Here is a 20022-nt window from a genome sequence, read left to right on the forward strand (position 1 = left end):
CTGGAATTCGTTCATTCTATTTCGGGTTTTTCGGGTCGATATTCAGTGTTTTCAACTTGCGATAAAGATTCGTGCGTTCTACACCGGAAAGTTTAGCCGTTTCGGTAACATTTCCACCTGTTTCGCGCAGCATCTGGCTCAAATAGGCAGCTTCAAAGCGCTCTTTTGCCTGTTTCAAATTGATGGAAGTGTCCACTGTTGCCAACGGCAGGCTGCTGTCTTGTTTGTTACTTTCCAGCAGCTTTTTGACTTCCACATCCGTGACCTCGCCATCACCAAGAATCAACAAGCGTTGGATGCAGTTCTTCAATTCTTTGAAGTTGCCCGGCCAGCTGTATTGTCTCAAGACATTTTTTGCCGACAAATCGAATTCCCGATAGTTTAAGCCTTCCGTAGTCAAAAAGAAATCGACAAAGTAATCAATTAGCTCTGGAATGTCTTCAGTATGTTGTCTTAATGAAGGAACATAAACCGGCATAACATTAAGCCGGTTAATCAGGTCTTCGCGAATATAACGGGATTTTGCCAGCTCTTCAGGGTCAACTTCGGTCAAGACGATGACTCGGACATTGAGTTGGATTTTTCGATCCGATCCTAGGCGCGAGTAGCTATTGTCATAAATGAGTTGTGTCAGGCAGTCTTGTCCGTGAGAACTTAAAGACTCAAAGTTAGAGACAATCAACGTGCCGCCATCTGCACGGTCGAATTCCCCTCGAAAAATATGACCATTACTTTCTTCCCCTACCAGTAAACGCTCCTGATCATCAAAGTCTGCGCCATTGATTTCCACGATTTTGTGGTCTTTACGGTCACTGATTTTGTGGATAGCTTCCGCCAGACGGTGCTTTCCGGTACCGGATTCCCCCACCACCAGCACAGGCATGGTGTACTTCGATAAACGTTTGATAGTATTGCGCAATTCAGCGATGACTTTGCTTTTGCCGATTGGTAGGATTTGGTCTGGAATTTTTTGTTTTAGGTGGCGGTTTTCTTGATGAAGCTGGATGTGCTCCATCGCACGTTCGGCAGTAATTAACAGTTTGGCAAGCGATAGAGGTTTTTCCAAGAAGTCGTAAGCACCGAGGCGAGTCGCTTCAATGGCTGTCTCGATGGTACCATGGCCGGACATCATGACCACACAGCTGTTTTCCAGAACTTGCTCGTCAATCATTTGTTTTAGCAGGGTGATACCATCGATGTCAGGCATCCAGATATCGAGAAAAACCAAGTCAGCCGATTGCTCTCGCCAGGCTTTTTGTGCTTGTTGACCATTGGCTGCAGTCGTTACCTGATAGCCCTCTTCGGTAAAGATTTCTTCCATCAGGTTACGAATATCTTTTTCGTCATCTATGATCAGGATTTTGCCAGGTTTCATGCGTTTTTCGTGGCCTACTGCGTTTATAGCTTAAAACGTTGGATTTAAAGGCAAAGTAATGATGAACTTTGTGCCCTGCTCTAACTCAGATTCTACCTGAATTTGACCTTGATGTTCATCAACAATTTTCTTAACGATGGCAAGTCCAAGCCCAGTACCTTTTGGTTTGTCGGTCGCATAGGGCTCAAAAATCCAATTCCTGGTTTTTTCCGGAATCCCCGGCCCATTGTCGCTGACGCTGATAAGTACCCGAGTTTCCAAGCATTGCGTGGTGACAAGAATCAACGGCTTATCGGTGTTTTCAGTCGCCTCAATGCCGTTTTTGATCAGGTTGTGCAGCAGTTGTCTTAACTTGTAGGCATCAGCGTGGATGATATGGCAGTTAGGGTCAATGTCGTAACGAACTTGCCAGTTTGATTTCGGATCTTGGTACATACTGGTGATGTCTTTTATCAAGGCATTGATGTCAAAAGGACTGATTTCCAAATCGGGCGTATCGGCATATTCCGTAAAGGCCTGAACCATGTTTTGCATGGCATTGACCTGTTCAATAATGGTATCGGTCATGCGACCAAGCAGCTTTTGGTCGTCGGCATCAAGCTTGTCTTCCAGCTTGTAGTGAAGGCGCTCTGCGGAGAGTTGTATCGGCGTTAGCGGATTCTTGATTTCATGCGCCAAACGTTTTGCAACATCTCGCCAAGCGGCATGCAATTGTGCCTGTACCAGTGCGGTAATGTCTTCTATCACAATGACATAACCCCCCAGTTTCTGATCAAGGCTGGGTAAGGTGGAGCCATGTACCAAAAGAATCTTTTCGCCTTCTTTGCAGTTGAAGGTGAATTGCTCGCTCCAGGCTTTGGTGTCTTTGTTGAAATAAGGGATGATCTCATCAAAAAAGTGATTCAAGTGCGCCGAATCATCACGTTGCAGTACTTCACTCAATGGTTTGCCGAGGTGTTTGTAGAAGTCTGCATTCAGAATATAGTTGGAGGCATCGTTGATGGTTTTCAATCGCATGTTTTTATCCAGCGTCAGTACACCACTTTTCAGGTTTTTAATGATGGCTTGTAGATAAAGCTTTTGTACTTCAGCTTGCTGATGACCGAACTTGATTTCGTTTCGTGCCCGTGCGATTTGCTGAATCATGTCATTGAACGACTGAACCAATTGTCCCATCTCGTCGTTTTGCTCTACTGGCATGGCGATGGAGTAGTCGCCTTCAGCAACCGCTTTAGTCCCTTTTGCCAAGGTCTGTAGCGGGCGAACCATATTTTCGAACATTTGAATGGTAAAGAGAATCGCACTCACCAATGTCAGTAACAGCAATAAGGTTAAAACAACGGTGAAACTGGTTTTAAGCGGCGTTTTCAGGTACGAGCGCTCTTTGTACTGGCTGGCGGACAATCTTACCGTATCTGCCAAACTACTGAGCTGATCGGGAATAGGGTAAACCGCCTGCAAAGCATATTTCTTGTTGGTGAAAATATCATAGACCGGCACCATGATACGAATGATTTGGTAACTTTGATTCACGCTTGCCAAGGTCTCGATTGCGGCATAGGTGCGGTCATTTCGGATTTGCTGGAAAATCCCTGCGGAAGGGGTTTTAGGTAAATCAGTATCATTGGTTTGGCTACTGTAGGCAACTAATTCGCCATTTAGGGTATAGAGCGCCGCTTCCCGTATGTTGAACTGTTTACGCAGTTTATTGATGGTCAAAACGGGCGTGATTGATAATGCGTTTTGGTATTGGTCGGCTGCTTGTAATGTGGATTTTAGGTGGTTTCGTGTTTGGTCGTCCAGCGTAATTTTTACCAGTTTGACTGCATTGGTCAGAGCTACATCGGTTTTGATATCAAACCATTGGTCGATACCTTTGTTAACAAAAGTAATTGAGAAAAAGTAAGTGATCAGCAGTGGAACCCCGATAATCAAACTGACCAAGAAGGTCAAGCGACTGGTCATTTTTGAGCCAGGAATCTGGTTGCGGTAATTGCGCTTCAAACGTTGTAATGTTTTCACGAGCATGGTGAAAAGCACGGCAATTCCGACGAAACTGGCGAATAGCAAAGAGGTATAAACCTGTGCGAACTGAGAGGCGTTTTGCAGGATTTGACTCATCACCGTCAAGGAAATAAGCAATAAACTGCTGATGATTGCTAGCCAGCCATATTGTTTGATGAATAGGGATTTCTTACGATTTGCCATGACTAATTAATACCAGCTACTCGGTGATTGAATAGTAACGTCATGCCAGCCACTAGACAAGTGCCAGTCTTGAGAGATAAGGGTTTCTATCAACAGGGGGGAAGGTAAGTTCCATGGGTCGAATTTCAGCCGTAACTTGAGTGTATAGCGTGTATTGGGGTGTAGTTCGGCAAGGTCGGTCAGCATGAAGTTGTCGATGGTGCCGAGCGTGTTGAGCGCTTCTTTCAGGCTTTCAAACGACTGGGTTTGACCGTTGCGCAAGTTCGTAATGAAATAAAGACCGTTATAAGTGAAGTAGTAAAGCTTGGTTTTGTAGAGGATATGCACACGGTCACGCGTGAGGTTCAGACCGAGAAAGTTAAAACGCTCATTGAGCTGTAGCTCGGTTTCAAAAGTCAGTGGAATCTCATGTTGCAATGCATCTTGCATGCGCTGGGACAAAACGATATTGACCTGTGCATCGACCTTGAGTTGTTGGTTTTCATGATAGTCGCTGAGTTGGTCGATATGTATCATACCTTTGGTAGAAGGTTGCTCCGTCATCTCGGACTGGCATTGTGCGGAAATCGGTAGGCAGGCGAGACAACCCAGCCACAAGAAACGACTCATGGCATGAGAGATAGTACGACGGCAAAGAAGAAATTGCTTAAAGATGGAATCGAGTAACATCATATTCTTCCGCCGCTTTCCCGTTCAACTACTCGGACTTTTCCAAAAGGCAGTAGTAAAAACCATCCATGCCTTCTGAGCCGGGTAGGATTTGTTTACCGGGTAAATCCTGCTTAAATCCCCATTCCCTTTCAATAGGAATTTCTTTGGCATCCGCAGTTTCTGCAAGAAATGCTTCCATTTGTAACCCATTTTCTTGCGGCATCACCGAGCAAGTCGAGTAGAGCAATCGTCCGCCCGGTTTTAAGGTCTGCCAGAGTGCACGTAAGATATCGGACTGAGTCTCTACCAACGCTTCGATGTCTTCCATGGTGCGGTGCCACTTGATGTCCGGATGACGGCGAATAATACCGGTGGCAGAGCAAGGCGCATCCAGTAGAATTTTATCGAATCGCGTGCCGTTCCACCAGTCATCGGGCTGAGAGGCATCGCCAACATCAACCTCAGCATCCAGCTGCAACCGGTGCAGGTTTTCCGATAGTCGTTCAATACGCTCCGGCTCTTTTTCCAAGGCCAGTAAATCCAGTTGATTGTTCGCCAGTTCAAGCAGGTGGGTGGTTTTGCCGCCGGGCGCAGCGCAGGCATCCAGCACGCGTTCGTTCGGTTGAGGGTTAAGGATGTAAGCCGCCTGTTGGGCCGCGATGTCCTGCACGCTGAATCCGCCGTCGTCATAAGTTGGCAGTTGTGTGATATCCAATGCCTGTTCCAACACCAGTGCGGCTGGTGAGTATGGGTGCGTTTGGCAGGCAACGCCTTCGGCTTCCAGCGCCGCTTTAAAGGTTTCCAATGGTTGGAAATGAGTGTTCACTCTCAAGCTCAAGGGAGCAGGTTCATTATTGGCGGTCAGGATAGCTTGCCAATCATCCGGGTAAGCCTTGCGCATTGCTTTGGTGAACCATTGCGGATGACTGAATTTATAAGCTGGTTTCAAATCGACTTCGGCTTGAATGGTCTCTGCATCGCGTAGAAAATTTCGCAAAACACCATTGACCAAAGCCTTTGCCCAAGGTTTTTTCAACTTTTGTGTGAGGGTGACGGTTTCAGACACGGCAGCATGTTCAGGTGTATCCATGTAAAGAATTTGATAAAGACCAATTAAGATCAATTGGTTGACGTCTTCATCTTTGGCTTTAAGGGGTTTTTTCAGTAAATGTGCGCGGATGGCGGCGAGTCGTTCCTGCCAGCGCAGTGTCCCCAAAACCAGGTTTTGGGTAAAGGCACGCTCGCGGCGGTCAGAGAATTGTGCCAACCCTTCTGCTAATGTCTGGCTGAGTGATCGACCATGTTCAATGACATTTAGACACATTTTCAGTGCGACATAGCGACTATTGGGTTGGTTATCGCTCATTCAGAAGTTGCTCCGAAGATTTCGCCTACCAAGTTTCTGGCTTGGGCAAAGTCATAAGCTGCCATCGCTTTTTTGCCGGAAGGCTGCAGTTGGGTGATGCGCAATACACCCGTGCCCGCGGCAACATCAACGCCGGTCTTGGCTACTTGCACCACTTCTCCAGGCGCCGTGCTGTTACCCCAACCTGGCAGATTTCTCATTTCATCTTCGCTAAGCGCTTTGGCTTGCCAAATGCGCAAGGGTTGTCCTTGGTATTGGGTGAAAGCCACCGGCCACGGGTTGAAGGCCTGCACTTTGCGCTGAATCACTTCTGCATCTTGTTGCCAGTCAACTTTCGCTTCTGCTTTATTGAGCTTTTCCGCGTAGGTGACCAGGCTGTCGTCTTGTTTGATAGGATTTAATGCATTGTTTTGGATGTCGGTCAGGGTTTGTATCAAAGCATCGCAGCCCAGTTTGCTCAAACGGTCGTGAAGTGTTTGCGCGGTATCCTCAGCGGTGATGGGCGTGCTCAAAGTGGTGAGCATATCGCCGGTATCCAACCCTACATCCATTTGCATGATGGTGACACCGCTTTCGGCATCACCACTTTCAATGGCTCGTTGAATGGGTGCAGCACCACGCCAGCGCGGTAATAGCGAGGCATGAATGTTCAAGCATCCGAAACGAGGCATGTCCAAAACGGCTTTGGGCAAGATAAGACCATAAGCCACCACAATCATGACATCGGCATTGAGCGCGGCCAATTCGGCTTGTGCATCTTCTGAGCGCAGGGTCTGTGGTTGGTAAACAGGGATGTCGAATTCAATTGCAGCTTGCTTGACCGGGCTGGCGGTGAGTTTTTGTCCACGCCCTGCTGGACGATCCGGCTGCGTGTAGACGGCAATGACATCATGTTCAGATGCCATTAAGCGCTTAAGCGGCGCCACGGAAAAATCCGGTGTGCCGGCAAAAACGATACGAAGGGGTTGTGTCATTGGCTGGTTCACTCGCTGTCTCGTTCCACCATTTCTTTTTTGTATTTTTGCATGGCGCGAGTGCGCTTCAACCCAGAAAGATGGTCAATAAACAGCTTGCCGTTCAAGTGATCGATTTCATGCTGGATACATACCGCCAGCAAATCCCTTGCTTCGACTTCAATGATTTTGCCGTCACGGTTCATGCCGCGCACAAGGATTTCCGAAGGACGATCCACCTTGCCGTAAATGCCAGGAATCGATAAACAGCCTTCTTCCCAGGTGATTTTACCGGCAGATTGGATGATTTCCGGGTTCATCAGGGCAAGTGGTTCGTTTTTGGTTTCAGAAACATCGACCACGATTAAACGCTGTTGTACCGCAACTTGCGGCGCAGCTAAACCGATGCCGGGGGCATCGTACATGGTGTAAAACATTTCGTCGATCAGCTTGTCGAGATCATCATTCATCTCCGCGATGGGTGCACAGACTTCGCGAAGGCCTTCATCAGGGTAAAGTACAATGTCGAGCGGTGTCATAATTCGTTATACTAGCTTCTTTTTGCAATTGACGACTATTATAGCCTATTCCTAATTTTGGCGTTATTTTGAGTCGATTGCGACCTTGTGGAATTGAGTTTCGGTAGAGATGAATCGGACAGGTACTTATCTAAAACTACACTTTGCTAGAGTAAAAGCCACGCAATTGGAGGCGATTCGCAGCCGTTTCGGATCGCTCGATAAAGCGGTTGAAGCTTCTCAGGCAGAGTGGGAAAAGTCCGGCATATTGACGCAACGTCAGTTGGAACGCTTGTTTGACGATGAGCTGTCCGAGCGTCTTCAGCAGGCGGAAGCCTGGGCGCAGCAAGAAAATCATCATATTGTATGCATCGAAGGTGAAGCTTACCCTCCGATGCTGGCAGAGATTTCTGATCCGCCTATTTTGCTCTATGCGATGGGCAAGGTTGAGCTACTGAGTGACCCGCAAATTGGGATTGTCGGTAGTCGTAATGCGACCAAATATGGCATCAGCATTGCCAAAGATTTTGCGGAGTACTTTACCAAAGTTGGGATGACGGTTACGAGCGGGTTGGCGAGTGGTATTGATCAAGCCGCACATGAAGGTGCATTGCATTCCGAGCGATTTCCCGGCACGACGATTGCGGTGGTAGCGACAGGGTTGGACCGTGTCTATCCGGCATCCAATCGAGACTTGGCGTATAAAATCAGCCAGGTTGGGGTGTTGGTGTCCGAGTATCCTTTAGGTACCAAACCTTTGGCACATCAGTTTCCGGAGCGGAATCGCATTATTTCCGGGTTAAGTCTTGGGGTGTTGGTGGTGGAAGCAGCGTTGAAAAGTGGTTCACTCATCACGGCGCGCTTGGCGATGGAGCAGGGGCGTGAGGTATTTGCGGTGCCAGGTTCCATCAATAGCCCGCATTCCAAAGGTTGCCATCAATTGATTCGCCAAGGTGCAAAATTGGCAGAGTCCGGGCAAGATGTGTTGGAAGATTTGTCTGGTTTGATCGAGTTGTCATTATCGGATGAATTTACTTCCCTGTCGTCTTCCTTTAATCAGGAAAAAACAGCGGAGAAGCTTTCTGAAGAGGGGCTGCTAAAGTGGATTGAATACGAACCCATCAGCTTGGATGAACTGTCAGTGCTGAGTAAATGGCCAGTGTCGGAAATCCAAAGTCAGTTGTTGATCCTTGAAGTGACTGGGCGTATCGAAGCAATGTCAGCAGGGCGCTGGCGACGGTTGAAATAATTTTACATTAGAGTTTGCTGGTCACACACACCGCGGTAGTACCATTGTCGGCGTAACCTAAGGCATCAAAACTGAGCTTGTTTGCCATCATGATGCCACGACCGTGGTTGTCCATTGCTCGTTCGAGAGAGAAGTCCATGTATTTTTCAAACTCGAACCCTTTGCCCATGTCTTTAATGCTGATAGTGAGTTTGCCGTCACCTCTGTTTAAATCGACAGTGACGAACTTTTCTCGGTGCTCGCTAGAAGTGAGCCGGCGCGAAATTTCGTTTTTTAACTCTCCGGTGGCAACAAGCTGGGTTTTTTCGTCGTAAGTGATGCCGAGATTGCCATGCTCAATGGCGTTGACCATCAGTTCCAACAGTCCCATGGCGATGGTTTCCGGTTCATTGGTCATCAATGCGAGGAATTGGGCGAGGTTTTTGGCTTCTTTAATAGTTTTGAAAGTGAACTGACCGCTTTTCAATAGCGGAGAAGGTTCTTTGATTTCATGTAAAGAGCGGGCGGCTTCACGATAGTTTTCATAGTCTTGTAGTGCCGCTGTGATGAGCGAAATCAGGGTTTCTTTGGTGATGGGTTTTAGCAAGTAGTAAAACGCACCAAGTTCTAACCCTTTCTGGATGTCTTCTTCACCGGATACGGCTGTTTGCAGGATAACGGGAATATGCTTGCGATCCGGGTCTTGTTTGAGTTGTTTCAGTAGATCGATACCACTCATCTCCGGCATATTGATGTCGGAAATAATGCACTGGAAGTGATCCGGAGAGTGGTTGGCAAGAATTTCACTTGCCTGCTTGCCGTTGCGGGCAATGGTTAGCTTGAAAGGCTCATCTTTTAAAAAGAACTCGAGCAATTTGAGACTGGTCAGTTCATCTTCTACCAGCAATAGGTTTTTTAATTTCATTGAAACCATGCTTTATTAATAGTGTGCGTTACTTTGATTATATAGAATCCCATAGAATTCTACGAGGGCAAAATAAATTGATAAAAAAATCAAATGATTATGATTAAAAGATATTAGAATACGCTATTTTTTTAACGCGCGAATTTAGATATTGCATTTCAATTTTATTTTTTGCACTCTAATAAAAAGACATCATTTCGAGACACTAAAGTATTATGACAAATCTTGTGATTGTGGAGTCACCGGCCAAAGCCAAGACGATTGAAAAGTATTTGGGCAAAGGGTTTACCGTACGCTCAAGCTACGGGCATATTCGTGACATCCAGAAAAAAGGTATGGGGATTGATATCCCTAATGGATTTGCTCCGCAATACGAGATTTCTCCAGACAAAAAGAAAACGGTTTCCGAACTGAAAAAATTGGCCAAGACTGCCGAAACGGTTTGGCTGGCAACGGATGAGGACCGCGAAGGGGAAGCCATCGCATGGCACCTAGCGGAAGCCCTGAACCTGAATGTTGCCGAGACCAAGCGTATTGTTTTTCACGAAATTACGCAGACCGCGATTCAAAAAGCCATTGCCGAACCTCGTACCGTTGATATGGATTTGGTAGATGCCCAGCAAGCGCGACGCATTCTAGACCGAATCGTCGGGTTTGAACTGTCGCCTGTATTGTGGAAAAAAATTCGCACCGGGTTGTCGGCGGGGCGTGTGCAATCAGTCGCCGTGCGCTTGATTGTCGAGCGTGAAAGAGAAATTGATGCGTTTGAATCCGAGTATGTTTTCCGTCTGCAAGGTAAGCTAGGTTTGCTGGATACTCAACAGAACACGGTAGGTGAAGTGGATGTGAAGCGCAATGCGGCATTCGACACGGAAGAAGAAGCGGAAAGCTTCTTGAAAATGTTGTCGCAAGGTCAGTTGAGTGTTGCCAGCTTGGAAGAAAAGCCTGCGAAAAAATCGCCAAAACCCCCTTTTACCACGTCGACGCTACAGCAGGAAGCGGCCTCTAAACTGGGTTTTTCCGTTAAGCAAACCATGTCGGTTGCCCAGCGTTTATATGAGTCTGGGAAAATCACCTATATGCGTACCGACTCGTTGAATTTGTCGGAAGAAGCATTGGCAAGTGCATCGAAAGTGATTGCGAGCCAATATGGTGATGCTTTTGTCCATACTCGCCGCTATAAAACCAAAAAAGCCGATGCCCAAGAAGCGCATGAGGCCATTCGTCCGACCGATTTTTCCGTGTCTGAAGTGTCAGGCGAAAGAAATGAACAACGACTTTACCAATTGATCTGGCGCCGTGCTATAGCTTCGCAAATGGCGGATGCCAGACTGAAACGCACCACTGTTGAAATCGCCATCTCCAATATGCCGGCGGAAAAGCTAGTAGCCAAAGGCGAGGTCATCGAGTTTGAAGGCTTCCTAAAAGTTTATCAGTTGGACGCTGACAATGAAGAAGGTATGTTGCCGCCAATGACTATTGGACAAGCTTTGAGCTTGGGGGCTTTGGTTGTGCGTCAGAGTTACTCTCGAGCACCAGCTCGCTATAACGAAGCCAGCTTGGTTCGTACCCTTGAAGAAATGGGGATTGGGCGTCCATCTACCTATGCACCGACCATTGATACCATTCAGGCGCGTGGTTATGTCGTGAAAGAAGATCGTGAAGGTCAGCCAAGAAATTATCGTCAACTTGAACTGACGGCAGACGGTATTGATGCCGAGACCTTGACCGAGATGGCAGGTAGTGAGAAGAACAAACTTTTCCCAACCGATATTGCTGGTATCGTTACCGATTTCCTAGTGAAGCACTTCGGTGATGTGTTGGATTATCAGTTCACTGCCCATGTTGAAGATGAGTTCGATGAAATCGCGCAAGGCAAAGAGTCTTGGCAGCAGATGTTGCAGAATTTCTATCAGCAATTCCACCCAAGAGTGGAAGCCGCTGAAGACGTGTCTCGTGAAGAAGCGGGTCAATCGCGTGCATTGGGGAATGACCCGACGACCGGAAAACCGATGTTTGTCAAAATCGGTCGATTCGGTCCTTACGTGCAATTGGGTGATGGTGAGAATGATGAGAAGCCTACCTTTGCGAGCTTGGTAACTGGGCAAAAAATGGACACCATTAAGCTTGAAGAAGCGTTGGAATTGTTCAAACTACCTCGTGTGGTTGGCGAAGCGCCGGAAGGTTTTAGTGCTTCTGCCATTGATGGTACCGTTTTCTCAGTAGAAAAAGGTCAGGAAATTATCGCCAAACAAGGGCCTTTTGGACCTTATTTGGAGTATGGCCCGAAGAAATATGCGCCAATCAAGGGGTTCGATCCTCTGGCGATTACGCTGGAAGAGTCCATGGCGTTGATTGAGGCCAAAATCGTAGCGGAAGCGGAAAAAATCGTACGTGTGTTTGAAGGTACGGATGTAGTGATTTTAAAAGGTCGTTGGGGGCCTTATATCACGGATGTGACGACGAAGAAAAATGCGAAGATTGCCAAAACTGAAGACCCTCAAAAGCTGACGTTGGAAGAGTGTCAAAAACGTTTGGACGAAGCGCCTGAGCCTAAAAAACGTGGGCGTGCTGCAGCGAAGAAAACGACGGCTAAAAAGGCACCTGCGAAAAAAGTGGCGACCAAAAAAGCACCGGCAGCTAAAAAGTCTTAAGTTTGTTCAAGCGCTACCTAATGTGATAAAAGCTACTGTAGCGTTTGACGGATGTCATCCGGGTCGAAAATGCGGTGCTGGCCTTTACCGGATTTCTTCGCTTCATACATGGCAAGATCGGCGTTTTGCAACAATTCCGTTTGTGTTGCGCCGTGGTCAGGGTAAATTGCCATACCGATACTAGAGCCGATATTGACTTGGTGTTCGCCAAGATTAAAAGGTTTTTCTAAAAGCTTGTTCAGATGTTGTCCAACTTGCTCCAGTTGTTCCTTGCTGGTGTGCGCTCTACAGAGTATGACAAACTCATCCCCTCCTACACGCGCCAGAATCGTATCTTGAGCGATTTGGTCAGAAATCAGTTCACTCACTGAACGAAGTAATGAGTCTCCCACGCCGTGACCCAAAGTGTCGTTGATGGTTTTAAAATTGTCCAAATCTAAGAACATCACGGTGAATTTTTCGTCTTTGTGTTTCACCTCATCTAGCAGGTTTTCTAAAGCGTTGTAGAAGAAATTTCGATTGGGCAGCCCAGTCACCATGTCGGTATGTGCAAGGTGGTCAAGCTCCATTTGAGTTGCCTTCAATTGGGTGATGTCGGTATAGACCATGGTGTAGTGAATGTTATCGGTTGTCTGATGGTGCACCCTGTGGACATCCACTAAGCTGGCTCTTGCCAGGCGACCATTAGTGTGGTGCAGTAGGAGTTCTCCACGCCATTCATCGCTTTCTTCCAGTTTACCGATGATATCAATGGCTGGAGCATCCTGAAGATTGTCCAAAAGGATTCTCAAATTCAGTTGTTTCAGTTCATCTTCGGAAAATCCAAGTGACTTGTGGAAAGCAGGATTGGTACGGATAAAATTTAATTTTGCATCGGTAATGGCGATGGACTCACTGGTCGAATCTAGCAATGTTCTATCTAGTGTCAGCTCTTCTTCGGTCTGCTTTTGTTGGGTGACGTCTAGGCGTACGCAGATCAATCGCTCGATTTCGCCTTGTGGCGAGAAAATGGTCTGACCTCTGTCGTACACCCAGATATACTCGCCTTCACTATTCATTAATCGATGAACATCTTCATAAACGGTTGATCGGTTGCTGAGCAGTTTAAGCATCTTTTTCTGTACGGAAGTTTGGTCCGATGGGTGGATGCGTGCTTGCCATGCATGTAAGTCTTGAGGGAAGTCGTGGTTGTGAAAACCAATCATTTCTTGCCATAAGTCGGAAAAAAAGGCAGTGTTTTTCTTGATATTCCACTCCCAGTAAGCGATTCGGCTACTGTCGAGAATGATAGTTAGGCGATCTTTTTCTTTCTTATGCGCCTTGCGCATTTTTTTCAGCTCAAGTTGATTCGCTTCATTTTGTTGAATAAGTTTTTGCGACGTAACTTGGTAAGCTCGATAGCTCAGGGCAAAAGCCACTAGTAAGATCAGGTTGGAATATTGGGTAAAAGAGGTAAAAGGGTTTTCGATGTCGAAAATCTTTTCGGGCAGCCAAGACATCGCAGCAATCAAAATTGATAGGACGATCAGTGTCAGGACGAACTTATTTTGTGTCTTGGTCGTTTGCGGCATTGCATTTGGTTTCCGTTCTGGAAAAAGACAGACTCCTTCCTTTACTGGGCAGAGTATAGCGAGTTTTCATGAAGGAATATAATTTAACTTAATGAAACTACTATAAAAATTATTGATATTAATGGAGTGTTTTGTAAGCGTTTTTTCGGATCAAAAGCGTGAAATTCTTGCAGTAGTAACGAATTTAGCCGCATTTCAATCGGCTATTTTGAGTAAAATATCGACTAATTTTTGATAGAGATTTTATAGAGTTGTCCCATGAAGCAACAGGTAATCGAATTACTGATTCAAGTCGTTGATACTTTAAAGCAAACAGGCGTCCTGCCGGAAGATGCCCATCCGAATATTCACTTGGAAAACACCAAAGACAAGTCGCATGGTGATTTCGCCACCAACTTGGCGATGATGTTGACCAAGCTTGTCGGCAAGCCGCCTAGAGAGGTCGCTAATCTGATTATCGAGGCGTTACCGGCATCTGATGTGGTGGAAAAGGTAGAAATCGCGGGCCCTGGGTTCATCAACTTTTTCGTTCAGGAAACGGCGAAGTTCGATGTTGTGGCAGACGTTTTGGCAAAAGGGGACACCTTCGGTAAATGTGATGTCGGTAATGGACGCTCGGTACTGCTGGAGTATGTTTCCGCCAACCCAACAGGGCCTTTGCATGTTGGGCATGGTCGTGGTGCGGCTTATGGGGCAAGTGTCGCCAATGTATTGTCGGAAGCTGGTTATAACGTTTCGCGAGAATACTATGTGAATGATGCCGGACGTCAAATGGATATTCTGGCAGCATCAACCTGGTTGCGTTATTTGCAGCAGGTTGGTGAAACATTGAAGTTCCCGAGCAACGGTTATCAGGGCGACTACATTATCGAGATAGCACAGGAGTTGGTGCATCAGCACGGAGAAGCCTTTAAGGTGGAAGCAAGTGACGTGTTCGATGGCGTTGCAGCTGATGAAGTCAAGGATGCAGAAGGTAATGTTGTCTCCGGCGACAAAGAAGAGCATATCGATGATTTGATCATGAAAGCGAAAAGCCTGTTGGGTGCTGACAAATATGAAATCGTCTTCCAGCAAGCACTAACTGTTATTTTGTCTGATATCCGTGAAGACTTGGGTGAGTTTGGTGTGGAATTCGATAACTGGTTCTCCGAGCGTTCGCTGATGGATTCTGGTGTGATTGATGCTGCATTGGAAAAATTGCAGGCTGCCGGTAAAGTCTATGAGCAGAATGGTGCCTTGTGGTTTAAATCAACCGAATATGGTGACGAGAAAGATCGCGTTGTCGTCCGTGATAATGGCTTGAAAACCTATTTTGCATCGGATATCGCTTACCACTTCAATAAGCTTGAGCGTGGATTTGATGTGTTGATTGATATTTGGGGTTCCGACCACCACGGTTATGTTCCGCGTGTCAAAGCGGCGATGCAGGCAATGGATACCAATCCAGATGCCTTGGAAGTCTTGTTGGTTCAGTTTGCGATTTTGTATCGTGGAGGCGAAAAGCTGGCGATGTCCACGCGTTCCGGTCAGTTTGTGACCTTGCGTGAGTTAAGAGAAGAGGTTGGTTCGGATGCGGCGCGTTTTTTCTACGTACAGCGTAAGTCGGAGCAGCACATGGACTTTGATTTGGATTTGGCAAAATCCCAATCCAACGACAATCCGGTTTACTACATCCAATATGCCCATGCGCGTATTTGCCGTGTATTTGAGCAGGCGCAGGAAAAAGGCTATTCGGTCGTTATTGACCCCAACCTGGCGGATTTTACATTGCTGACATCAGAGCACGAAACCGATTTGGCAACGCAGTTGGCGAAGTACCCTGAAGTGATTGCACGTGCAGCGCAGGCTTATGAGCCTCATCAAGTCGCTTATTACTTGAAAGACTTGGCGAATGGCCTTCATTCCTATTACAACGCGTGTCAGTTTGTGGTGGAAGATGATGCTTTGCGTCAATCTCGACTCGTGTTGATTGCTGCCGTTAGACAAGTATTGAGAAACGGTTTGAGACTATTGGGCGTGTCCGCGCCACAAAGTATGTAATACGCTTTCCATGGCCAGAGATTACAAGCAAAAACACTATATCGCCAAGCAGCCTTATCAGCGACGCTCTCAGGTGGAGGCTCGTACTGACGAGCCTGTTTCTTCACCTATGAAATGGGTGTGGTTGATGGCATTGGTTGTGACGGTAGGCTTGCTGGGTGGTTTTTTTGTCGTTCAACATTTCGCCGATAAAGGCGTGAAGTCGAACGAAACTAAGGCAAGCGGCGCTAATGCAGCGTTGGTGGTGAGCGAAAAAACAGAAGATATCAAAAAAGAACCGGTTGCAAAATCTGCTGAGAAAAAAGTCTTTGAAGCGACGGTGGTTGAAAAACCGGCAGATAATGATCCTAAGATTCACTATAGTTTTTATCAGGGATTGGCAAAAACTGAAGTGGTGGTCAATGCAGAACCCATCTCAATCGAATTACCAGCACCATACTACATTCAAGCAGGTACTTTCACAGAAGCAGATGCTGCACTAAAAGAACAGAAGCGTTTGGCTGGGTATGATCAGGTGCTTCAAGTGACCAGTATTCAGTCTAGAGGTAAAACCTATTACCGTTTGCGTTTGGGGCCTTTTACCGATCGATTGGTGATGAACCGCAAGCGAAATGAGTTGAGAAAGCTGGGGGTGGATACTTTGTTGATTCGCGCTAAGCAAACCAGTGATCCCCAAGCGGATAAAGACGCTAAATCCGCTGGGAATCAATCAGAGGCGGATGCCTCTTCCGATAGTCAGTAAGTGCGCTATTCAGCCGCTTGCTGCGCTTCTAAATCCAGTTCAGTTTTAACCTGATTACGACCTTGTTCTTTGGCAAGGTAGAGTGCGTCATCTGCACGTTTGATGAATTCGTCTACTGTCTCTTCCAAACCTTTGTAAGTCGCGATCCCGAAAGAGGCAGTGATTAACCCTAGCTCTTTGGTGGAATCTTTACGTTTCAATTTTGCGGTTTCTATGTTGTGACGAATCGACTCTGCGCGTTCCATAGCAGACTCAAGGTCTGAATCCGACAGAATAACGGCGAACTCTTCCCCGCCGTAGCGGCAGATGGTTTCATTTTCCAGTTTGCTTTTCTTCATGGTGTTGGCGAAATAACGCAACACGCTGTCACCTACCAAGTGCCCGAAGTTGTCATTGAAACGTTTGAAATGATCGATGTCGGTCATGATTAATACTAAACTTTCAGGGTTACCGCTCGCTTGAGCGGAGTCCATCATTTCCGCCATGGCAATATTGAAGGCTTTGCGGTTACCTACTTCAGTCAGCTCGTCCAGCATCACTTGCGCACGTGCTTCAATCAACTGTTTGCGTAAGCGTGTGATTTCCTCATTGCTGGACATCAATTCTTTTTGTAAATCCGCGCTCGATTCCTGCATTGAGGTGACAGTGCTTTGAACGGTATGAGTCAGCTCTTTCAGGGTAGCGGCATCAATGTTCGGATCATTGAGTGAGGTGGCGAATTTATCGAGTTCTTCCGATTGCTGGGCGAGCTTGTCGCTCCAGATGTTCATTTTCTTGATGACAAGGCTGATTAAGCGTTTGAGGGCTTTGTCGAATTCGTTGTCGGCAGAGTCGTCGTCATCTGCGAAATATTCGTCATAAAGGCGACGACCGAGGCGGTCATTATAACCAAAAGGGTCACTCAGGATTTTATCCATCTCCTGACGGAATTTCGGATTATCCCCTTTGTAATATTCGTACCAGATAAAATAATTCAACGGCGTTGGGTTAATCGACTGTTCTTCAAAAATATCGATTAACTGCCCAAAGATACGAATCGATTTTTCAGGTGCGTCGTTAATATCAAGTAACATGATGTGCCTTAGATTACGAATAATATTTATGTTTCTATTTTACACAAAACGCTTTGTATAGAAACAGATTTGAGCGCTTTTGCGTAAGGGACGATTGGTCAAGGTGTTGGCCGATTCTAATGGTATTAGAGGAAAAATTCGAGTATAGTTTCTAGCTTAGTTTCTATGTCGTGACATTCTGCTCACGGCGTCATCCTCAATTTGGAGACACTATGCTGGATTCGAAACAAATTGCATCTTTGGTGGAAACCGTCTCAAAAGTGTTGCCACAGGGATTTGGTGAATTGCCGGAACAGGCTCAGAAAAATTTCAAGGCAAGTTTGAGCCGTGCTTTTGAAAAAATGGATTTGGTTTCAAGAGAAGAATTTGATATCCAAACTGCCGTGTTAGCCAAGACCCGACAAAAGCTCGAAGCTTTGGAAGCAAAGGTCGACGCACTCGAAAATAACGAGTAAACACGGGTTGTGTTAACGCAGTATGCCACACTGGAAACCCGCGCTCTTTCCGGTATGGAAGCGCCTGTGGTACAAGTTGAAGTACATGTTACCAACGGCTTGCCGCAGTTGTCTTTGGTTGGTCTTCCCGAAGCTGCCGTTAAAGAAAGTAAAGACCGTGTCCGCTCTGCACTGTTGAGTAGCGGTTTTCAACTCCCTCCTAAACGTATTACCGTCAACCTGGCGCCTGCTGATGTGCCCAAGCAGGGAAGTCGTTATGACTTACCAATTGCAACCGGCATTTTATTGGCATCAGGCCAACTCAATACGCAATTGGATTTATCCAAATTAGAACTTATTGGAGAGCTAGGGCTGAACGGTGAAATCCGTCGCGTTGACGGCATTTTGTCAGCCGTACTTCAAGCCAAGCAAGCTGGAAAAACGTTAATCATTCCTCAGGACAATCTTGAAGAGGCTGCTGTAATAGAAGGCGCGGAGATTTTAGCCGCCAGTCATTTATTGGAAGTCAGTGCATTTTTGACAGCATCCGGCGATCTCCATTTGCCACAAGAGATGGCATCCTCTGACGAGAGTGATTGGAACTATCATGAAGATCTCGCAGATATTCAAGGGCAATTTCAAGCTAAACGTGTGCTGGAACTCTGTGCTGCTGGTGGTCATTCGCTGTTGATGGTTGGGCCGCCGGGCTCCGGTAAAAGTATGTTGGCGTCCCGATTGATTACGCTCCTGCCGGATTTAACACAACAGCAGGCGATAGAAGTTGCGGTAGTTCGTTCTCTGGCAGGCAAGCCTGTAAATGGTAAAGATTTTTTCAAACGCATGTTGGTTCATCCTCACCATACGGCAACGGCACCATCCATGGTGGGGGGCGGTTCAGGGGCGACTGCAAAACCGGGAGCTTTATCATTGGCGCACCACTCGGTGTTGTTTTTGGATGAGCTGACGGAATTCAATCGTAATGTGCTTGAAGCTTTGAGAGAGCCATTGGAAACCAAACGCGTTGAAATCTCGCGAGTTAACCAGCAGGTGTCTTATCCAGCGGATGTTCAGCTCGTGTGTGCGACAAACCCTAGTCCATCAGGATTTTTCAGTGATGACCCCCTGGGACGTTGTACTGATACCCCCGAGCAAATTAACCGATATCTAAAGAAGATTTCCGGGCCTTTGCTGGATCGTATTGACTGCCACCTGGAAGTGTCGCCAGTCGAGTTTCAACATCTGAGTCAAACGGCTGAAAAGTCCGGGGAAACCTCGGCAGAAGTTAAAAGTCGAGTCGTTGAGTGTCAGCAAAGGCAACTGAACCGCCAAGGCAAACTTAATGCAAAACTGACGCCTCAGGAGTTGAATGAACTGTTTCAGCCCGATAGCACGTCTTTGGCATTGCTGGAGAAGTCGGTGAATCAACTTGGTATGTCAGCCAGAAGTTATCATAAAGTGCTGCGTGTGGCTTTGTCTTTAGCCGATATGGCAAAGGATGATATTGTCAGTATCAAGCATATTGCGGAAGCCTTATCGTACCGTAAACTGGATAAACTGTCATGAAGGGGGAATAGCTGATGCACGAGTCTTTGCTGTTCACCGCATTGATGGTTGGCTTCCTTGGCGGTGTGCATTGTTTGGGGATGTGTAGTGGTGTTGTCGGCACTTTATCTTTTAATCTTCGTCCCGAGGTGCAATTGAGCCTGTGGCGAATGTTTCCGTATCAGCTCGCCTATAATTTAGGGCGGGTGACGAGTTATGCGCTAATCGGTGCTTTGTTTGGTTGGTTAGGACATACGGTAACTTCTTTAGCGACTTTCTTGCCGGCACAGCAAGCATTGCAGATTTTTGCTGGTGCATTCATGCTCGCGTTGGGCTTATATGTTGCGGGCATCTGGAATGGCGTGGTGGTGGTTGAAAAGCTCGGGACTTTCATTTGGAAGCGTCTTCAGCCAGTGGTTTCCAAAATGACTTCGGTGCGAACGATTCCTCAGGCTTGGCTATATGGCATGATTTGGGGCTGGTTGCCATGTGGTTTGGTTTATAGCATGGTGATTATGGCGATTTCGGCTGGGGGTGCGCTACAAGGTGCCGCTGTCATGATTGCATTTGGGTTGGGAACGATGCCAAATCTGCTATTGATGGGGTCTTTTGCATTTTTCTTCACACGCTTGTCGCGTAATCAGCGAGTGAGACGTGCGGCAGGTTTTCTAATTATGCTGATGGGGGCGTGGCAAATCTGGTTGGCAGTGTCAGTACACGTTTCATAACTGAAATCACATGG

The 20022-nt window shown here is 46.8% G+C and carries 16 protein-coding genes; 7 read left to right on the forward strand and 9 right to left on the reverse strand.

From position 1 onward, the window contains the following. Positions 1–16 precede the first annotated feature (16 nt). Genes HVMH_RS01225 through def form a run of 6 tightly spaced genes read right to left on the reverse strand, consistent with a single transcriptional unit; the run spans position 17 to position 7092 of the window. Entirely contained in the window at positions 17–1375 is a 1359-nt protein-coding gene (locus HVMH_RS01225; protein WP_029910819.1) for a sigma-54-dependent transcriptional regulator, read from the reverse strand. Positions 1376–1405: 30 nt separating this feature from the next. Continuing rightward, a complete protein-coding gene (locus HVMH_RS01230) occupies positions 1406–3583 on the reverse strand; it encodes a sensor histidine kinase (protein ID WP_029910809.1) in 2178 nt (725 codons plus the stop codon). A gap of 6 nt (positions 3584–3589) precedes the next feature. Continuing rightward, positions 3590–4255: a DUF4390 domain-containing protein gene (locus HVMH_RS01235; RefSeq protein WP_051682472.1), complete on the reverse strand. Its 666-nt coding sequence runs from the start codon at positions 4253–4255 to the stop codon at positions 3590–3592. A gap of 25 nt (positions 4256–4280) precedes the next feature. Continuing rightward, on the reverse strand, positions 4281–5600 hold the full coding sequence (rsmB, locus tag HVMH_RS01240) for a 16S rRNA (cytosine(967)-C(5))-methyltransferase RsmB (protein WP_029910803.1): 1320 nt from the start codon (positions 5598–5600) through the stop codon (positions 4281–4283). Continuing rightward, entirely contained in the window at positions 5597–6574 is a 978-nt protein-coding gene (gene fmt, locus HVMH_RS01245) for a methionyl-tRNA formyltransferase (protein WP_029910800.1), read from the reverse strand. The genes rsmB and fmt overlap by 4 nt, the downstream gene beginning before the upstream one ends. Before the next feature lie 8 nt (positions 6575–6582). Beyond that, complete coding sequence (def, locus tag HVMH_RS01250; RefSeq protein ID WP_029910798.1) at positions 6583–7092, reverse strand: peptide deformylase; 510 nt, start codon at positions 7090–7092, stop codon at positions 6583–6585. A gap of 109 nt (positions 7093–7201) precedes the next feature. Here def and dprA point away from each other — a divergent pair, with 109 nt between their 5' ends. Continuing rightward, positions 7202–8320 (forward strand): DNA-processing protein DprA, encoded by a 1119-nt coding sequence (gene dprA / locus HVMH_RS01255; RefSeq protein ID WP_029910797.1) that lies wholly within the window; start codon positions 7202–7204, stop codon positions 8318–8320. A 7-nt stretch (positions 8321–8327) separates the two neighbouring features. Here the strand turns inward: dprA and HVMH_RS01260 are convergent, their stop codons facing one another. Further along, positions 8328–9224: an ATP-binding response regulator gene (locus tag HVMH_RS01260; RefSeq protein WP_035628946.1), complete on the reverse strand. Its 897-nt coding sequence runs from the start codon at positions 9222–9224 to the stop codon at positions 8328–8330. Positions 9225–9439: 215 nt separating this feature from the next. Here HVMH_RS01260 and topA point away from each other — a divergent pair, with 215 nt between their 5' ends. After that, on the forward strand, positions 9440–11878 hold the full coding sequence (topA, locus tag HVMH_RS01265; RefSeq protein ID WP_029910794.1) for a type I DNA topoisomerase: 2439 nt from the start codon (positions 9440–9442) through the stop codon (positions 11876–11878). 32 nt (positions 11879–11910) lie between these two features. Here topA and HVMH_RS01270 read toward each other — a convergent pair whose 3' ends face one another. After that, a complete protein-coding gene (locus HVMH_RS01270) occupies positions 11911–13449 on the reverse strand; it encodes a sensor domain-containing diguanylate cyclase (protein ID WP_029910793.1) in 1539 nt (512 codons plus the stop codon). A 258-nt stretch (positions 13450–13707) separates the two neighbouring features. Here HVMH_RS01270 and argS point away from each other — a divergent pair, with 258 nt between their 5' ends. Both argS and HVMH_RS01280 read left to right on the forward strand, forming a co-directional pair. Continuing rightward, positions 13708–15489, forward strand: coding sequence for an arginine--tRNA ligase (argS, locus tag HVMH_RS01275; RefSeq protein ID WP_029910792.1), 1782 nt, complete (start codon positions 13708–13710; stop codon positions 15487–15489). 10 nt (positions 15490–15499) lie between these two features. Further along, complete coding sequence (locus HVMH_RS01280) at positions 15500–16231, forward strand: SPOR domain-containing protein (RefSeq protein WP_029910791.1); 732 nt, start codon at positions 15500–15502, stop codon at positions 16229–16231. 5 nt (positions 16232–16236) lie between these two features. Here HVMH_RS01280 and HVMH_RS01285 read toward each other — a convergent pair whose 3' ends face one another. Next, positions 16237–17304: a GGDEF domain-containing protein gene (locus HVMH_RS01285; RefSeq protein ID WP_029910790.1), complete on the reverse strand. Its 1068-nt coding sequence runs from the start codon at positions 17302–17304 to the stop codon at positions 16237–16239. A gap of 212 nt (positions 17305–17516) precedes the next feature. On the opposite strand from HVMH_RS01285, the gene HVMH_RS01290 reads away from it, so the two are divergent. The 3 genes from HVMH_RS01290 to HVMH_RS01300 are packed head-to-tail and all read left to right on the forward strand — an operon-like array spanning position 17517 to position 20008. After that, on the forward strand, positions 17517–17759 hold the full coding sequence (locus tag HVMH_RS01290; protein WP_029910788.1) for an accessory factor UbiK family protein: 243 nt from the start codon (positions 17517–17519) through the stop codon (positions 17757–17759). A 9-nt stretch (positions 17760–17768) separates the two neighbouring features. Next, positions 17769–19301 carry a YifB family Mg chelatase-like AAA ATPase gene (locus HVMH_RS01295; RefSeq protein ID WP_232087783.1) on the forward strand — a complete coding sequence of 511 codons (1533 nt, stop codon included), beginning with the start codon at positions 17769–17771 and terminating at the stop codon, positions 19299–19301. Positions 19302–19315: 14 nt separating this feature from the next. After that, on the forward strand, positions 19316–20008 hold the full coding sequence (locus HVMH_RS01300; protein WP_029910783.1) for a sulfite exporter TauE/SafE family protein: 693 nt from the start codon (positions 19316–19318) through the stop codon (positions 20006–20008). Positions 20009–20022: the final 14 nt, after the last annotated feature.

Origin of the sequence: Hydrogenovibrio marinus (genome assembly GCF_013340845.1) — a bacterium.
Lineage (GTDB): Bacteria > Pseudomonadota > Gammaproteobacteria > Thiomicrospirales > Thiomicrospiraceae > Hydrogenovibrio > Hydrogenovibrio marinus.

Excerpts from the sequence above, each read along its gene's own strand:
- HVMH_RS01225 (WP_029910819.1), bottom strand. The coding sequence starts at position 1,375 with ATGAAACCTGGCAAAATCCTGATCATAGATGACGAAAAAGATATTCGT.
- HVMH_RS01230 (WP_029910809.1), bottom strand. The coding sequence starts at position 3,583 with ATGGCAAATCGTAAGAAATCCCTATTCATCAAACAATATGGCTGGCTA.
- HVMH_RS01235 (WP_051682472.1), bottom strand. The coding sequence starts at position 4,255 with ATGATGTTACTCGATTCCATCTTTAAGCAATTTCTTCTTTGCCGTCGT.
- rsmB (WP_029910803.1), bottom strand. The coding sequence starts at position 5,600 with ATGAGCGATAACCAACCCAATAGTCGCTATGTCGCACTGAAAATGTGT.
- fmt (WP_029910800.1), bottom strand. The coding sequence starts at position 6,574 with ATGACACAACCCCTTCGTATCGTTTTTGCCGGCACACCGGATTTTTCC.
- def (WP_029910798.1), bottom strand. The coding sequence starts at position 7,092 with ATGACACCGCTCGACATTGTACTTTACCCTGATGAAGGCCTTCGCGAA.
- dprA (WP_029910797.1), top strand. The coding sequence starts at position 7,202 with ATGAATCGGACAGGTACTTATCTAAAACTACACTTTGCTAGAGTAAAA.
- HVMH_RS01260 (WP_035628946.1), bottom strand. The coding sequence starts at position 9,224 with ATGAAATTAAAAAACCTATTGCTGGTAGAAGATGAACTGACCAGTCTC.
- topA (WP_029910794.1), top strand. The coding sequence starts at position 9,440 with ATGACAAATCTTGTGATTGTGGAGTCACCGGCCAAAGCCAAGACGATT.
- HVMH_RS01270 (WP_029910793.1), bottom strand. The coding sequence starts at position 13,449 with ATGCCGCAAACGACCAAGACACAAAATAAGTTCGTCCTGACACTGATC.
- argS (WP_029910792.1), top strand. The coding sequence starts at position 13,708 with ATGAAGCAACAGGTAATCGAATTACTGATTCAAGTCGTTGATACTTTA.
- HVMH_RS01280 (WP_029910791.1), top strand. The coding sequence starts at position 15,500 with ATGGCCAGAGATTACAAGCAAAAACACTATATCGCCAAGCAGCCTTAT.
- HVMH_RS01285 (WP_029910790.1), bottom strand. The coding sequence starts at position 17,304 with ATGTTACTTGATATTAACGACGCACCTGAAAAATCGATTCGTATCTTT.
- HVMH_RS01290 (WP_029910788.1), top strand. The coding sequence starts at position 17,517 with ATGCTGGATTCGAAACAAATTGCATCTTTGGTGGAAACCGTCTCAAAA.
- HVMH_RS01300 (WP_029910783.1), top strand. The coding sequence starts at position 19,316 with ATGCACGAGTCTTTGCTGTTCACCGCATTGATGGTTGGCTTCCTTGGC.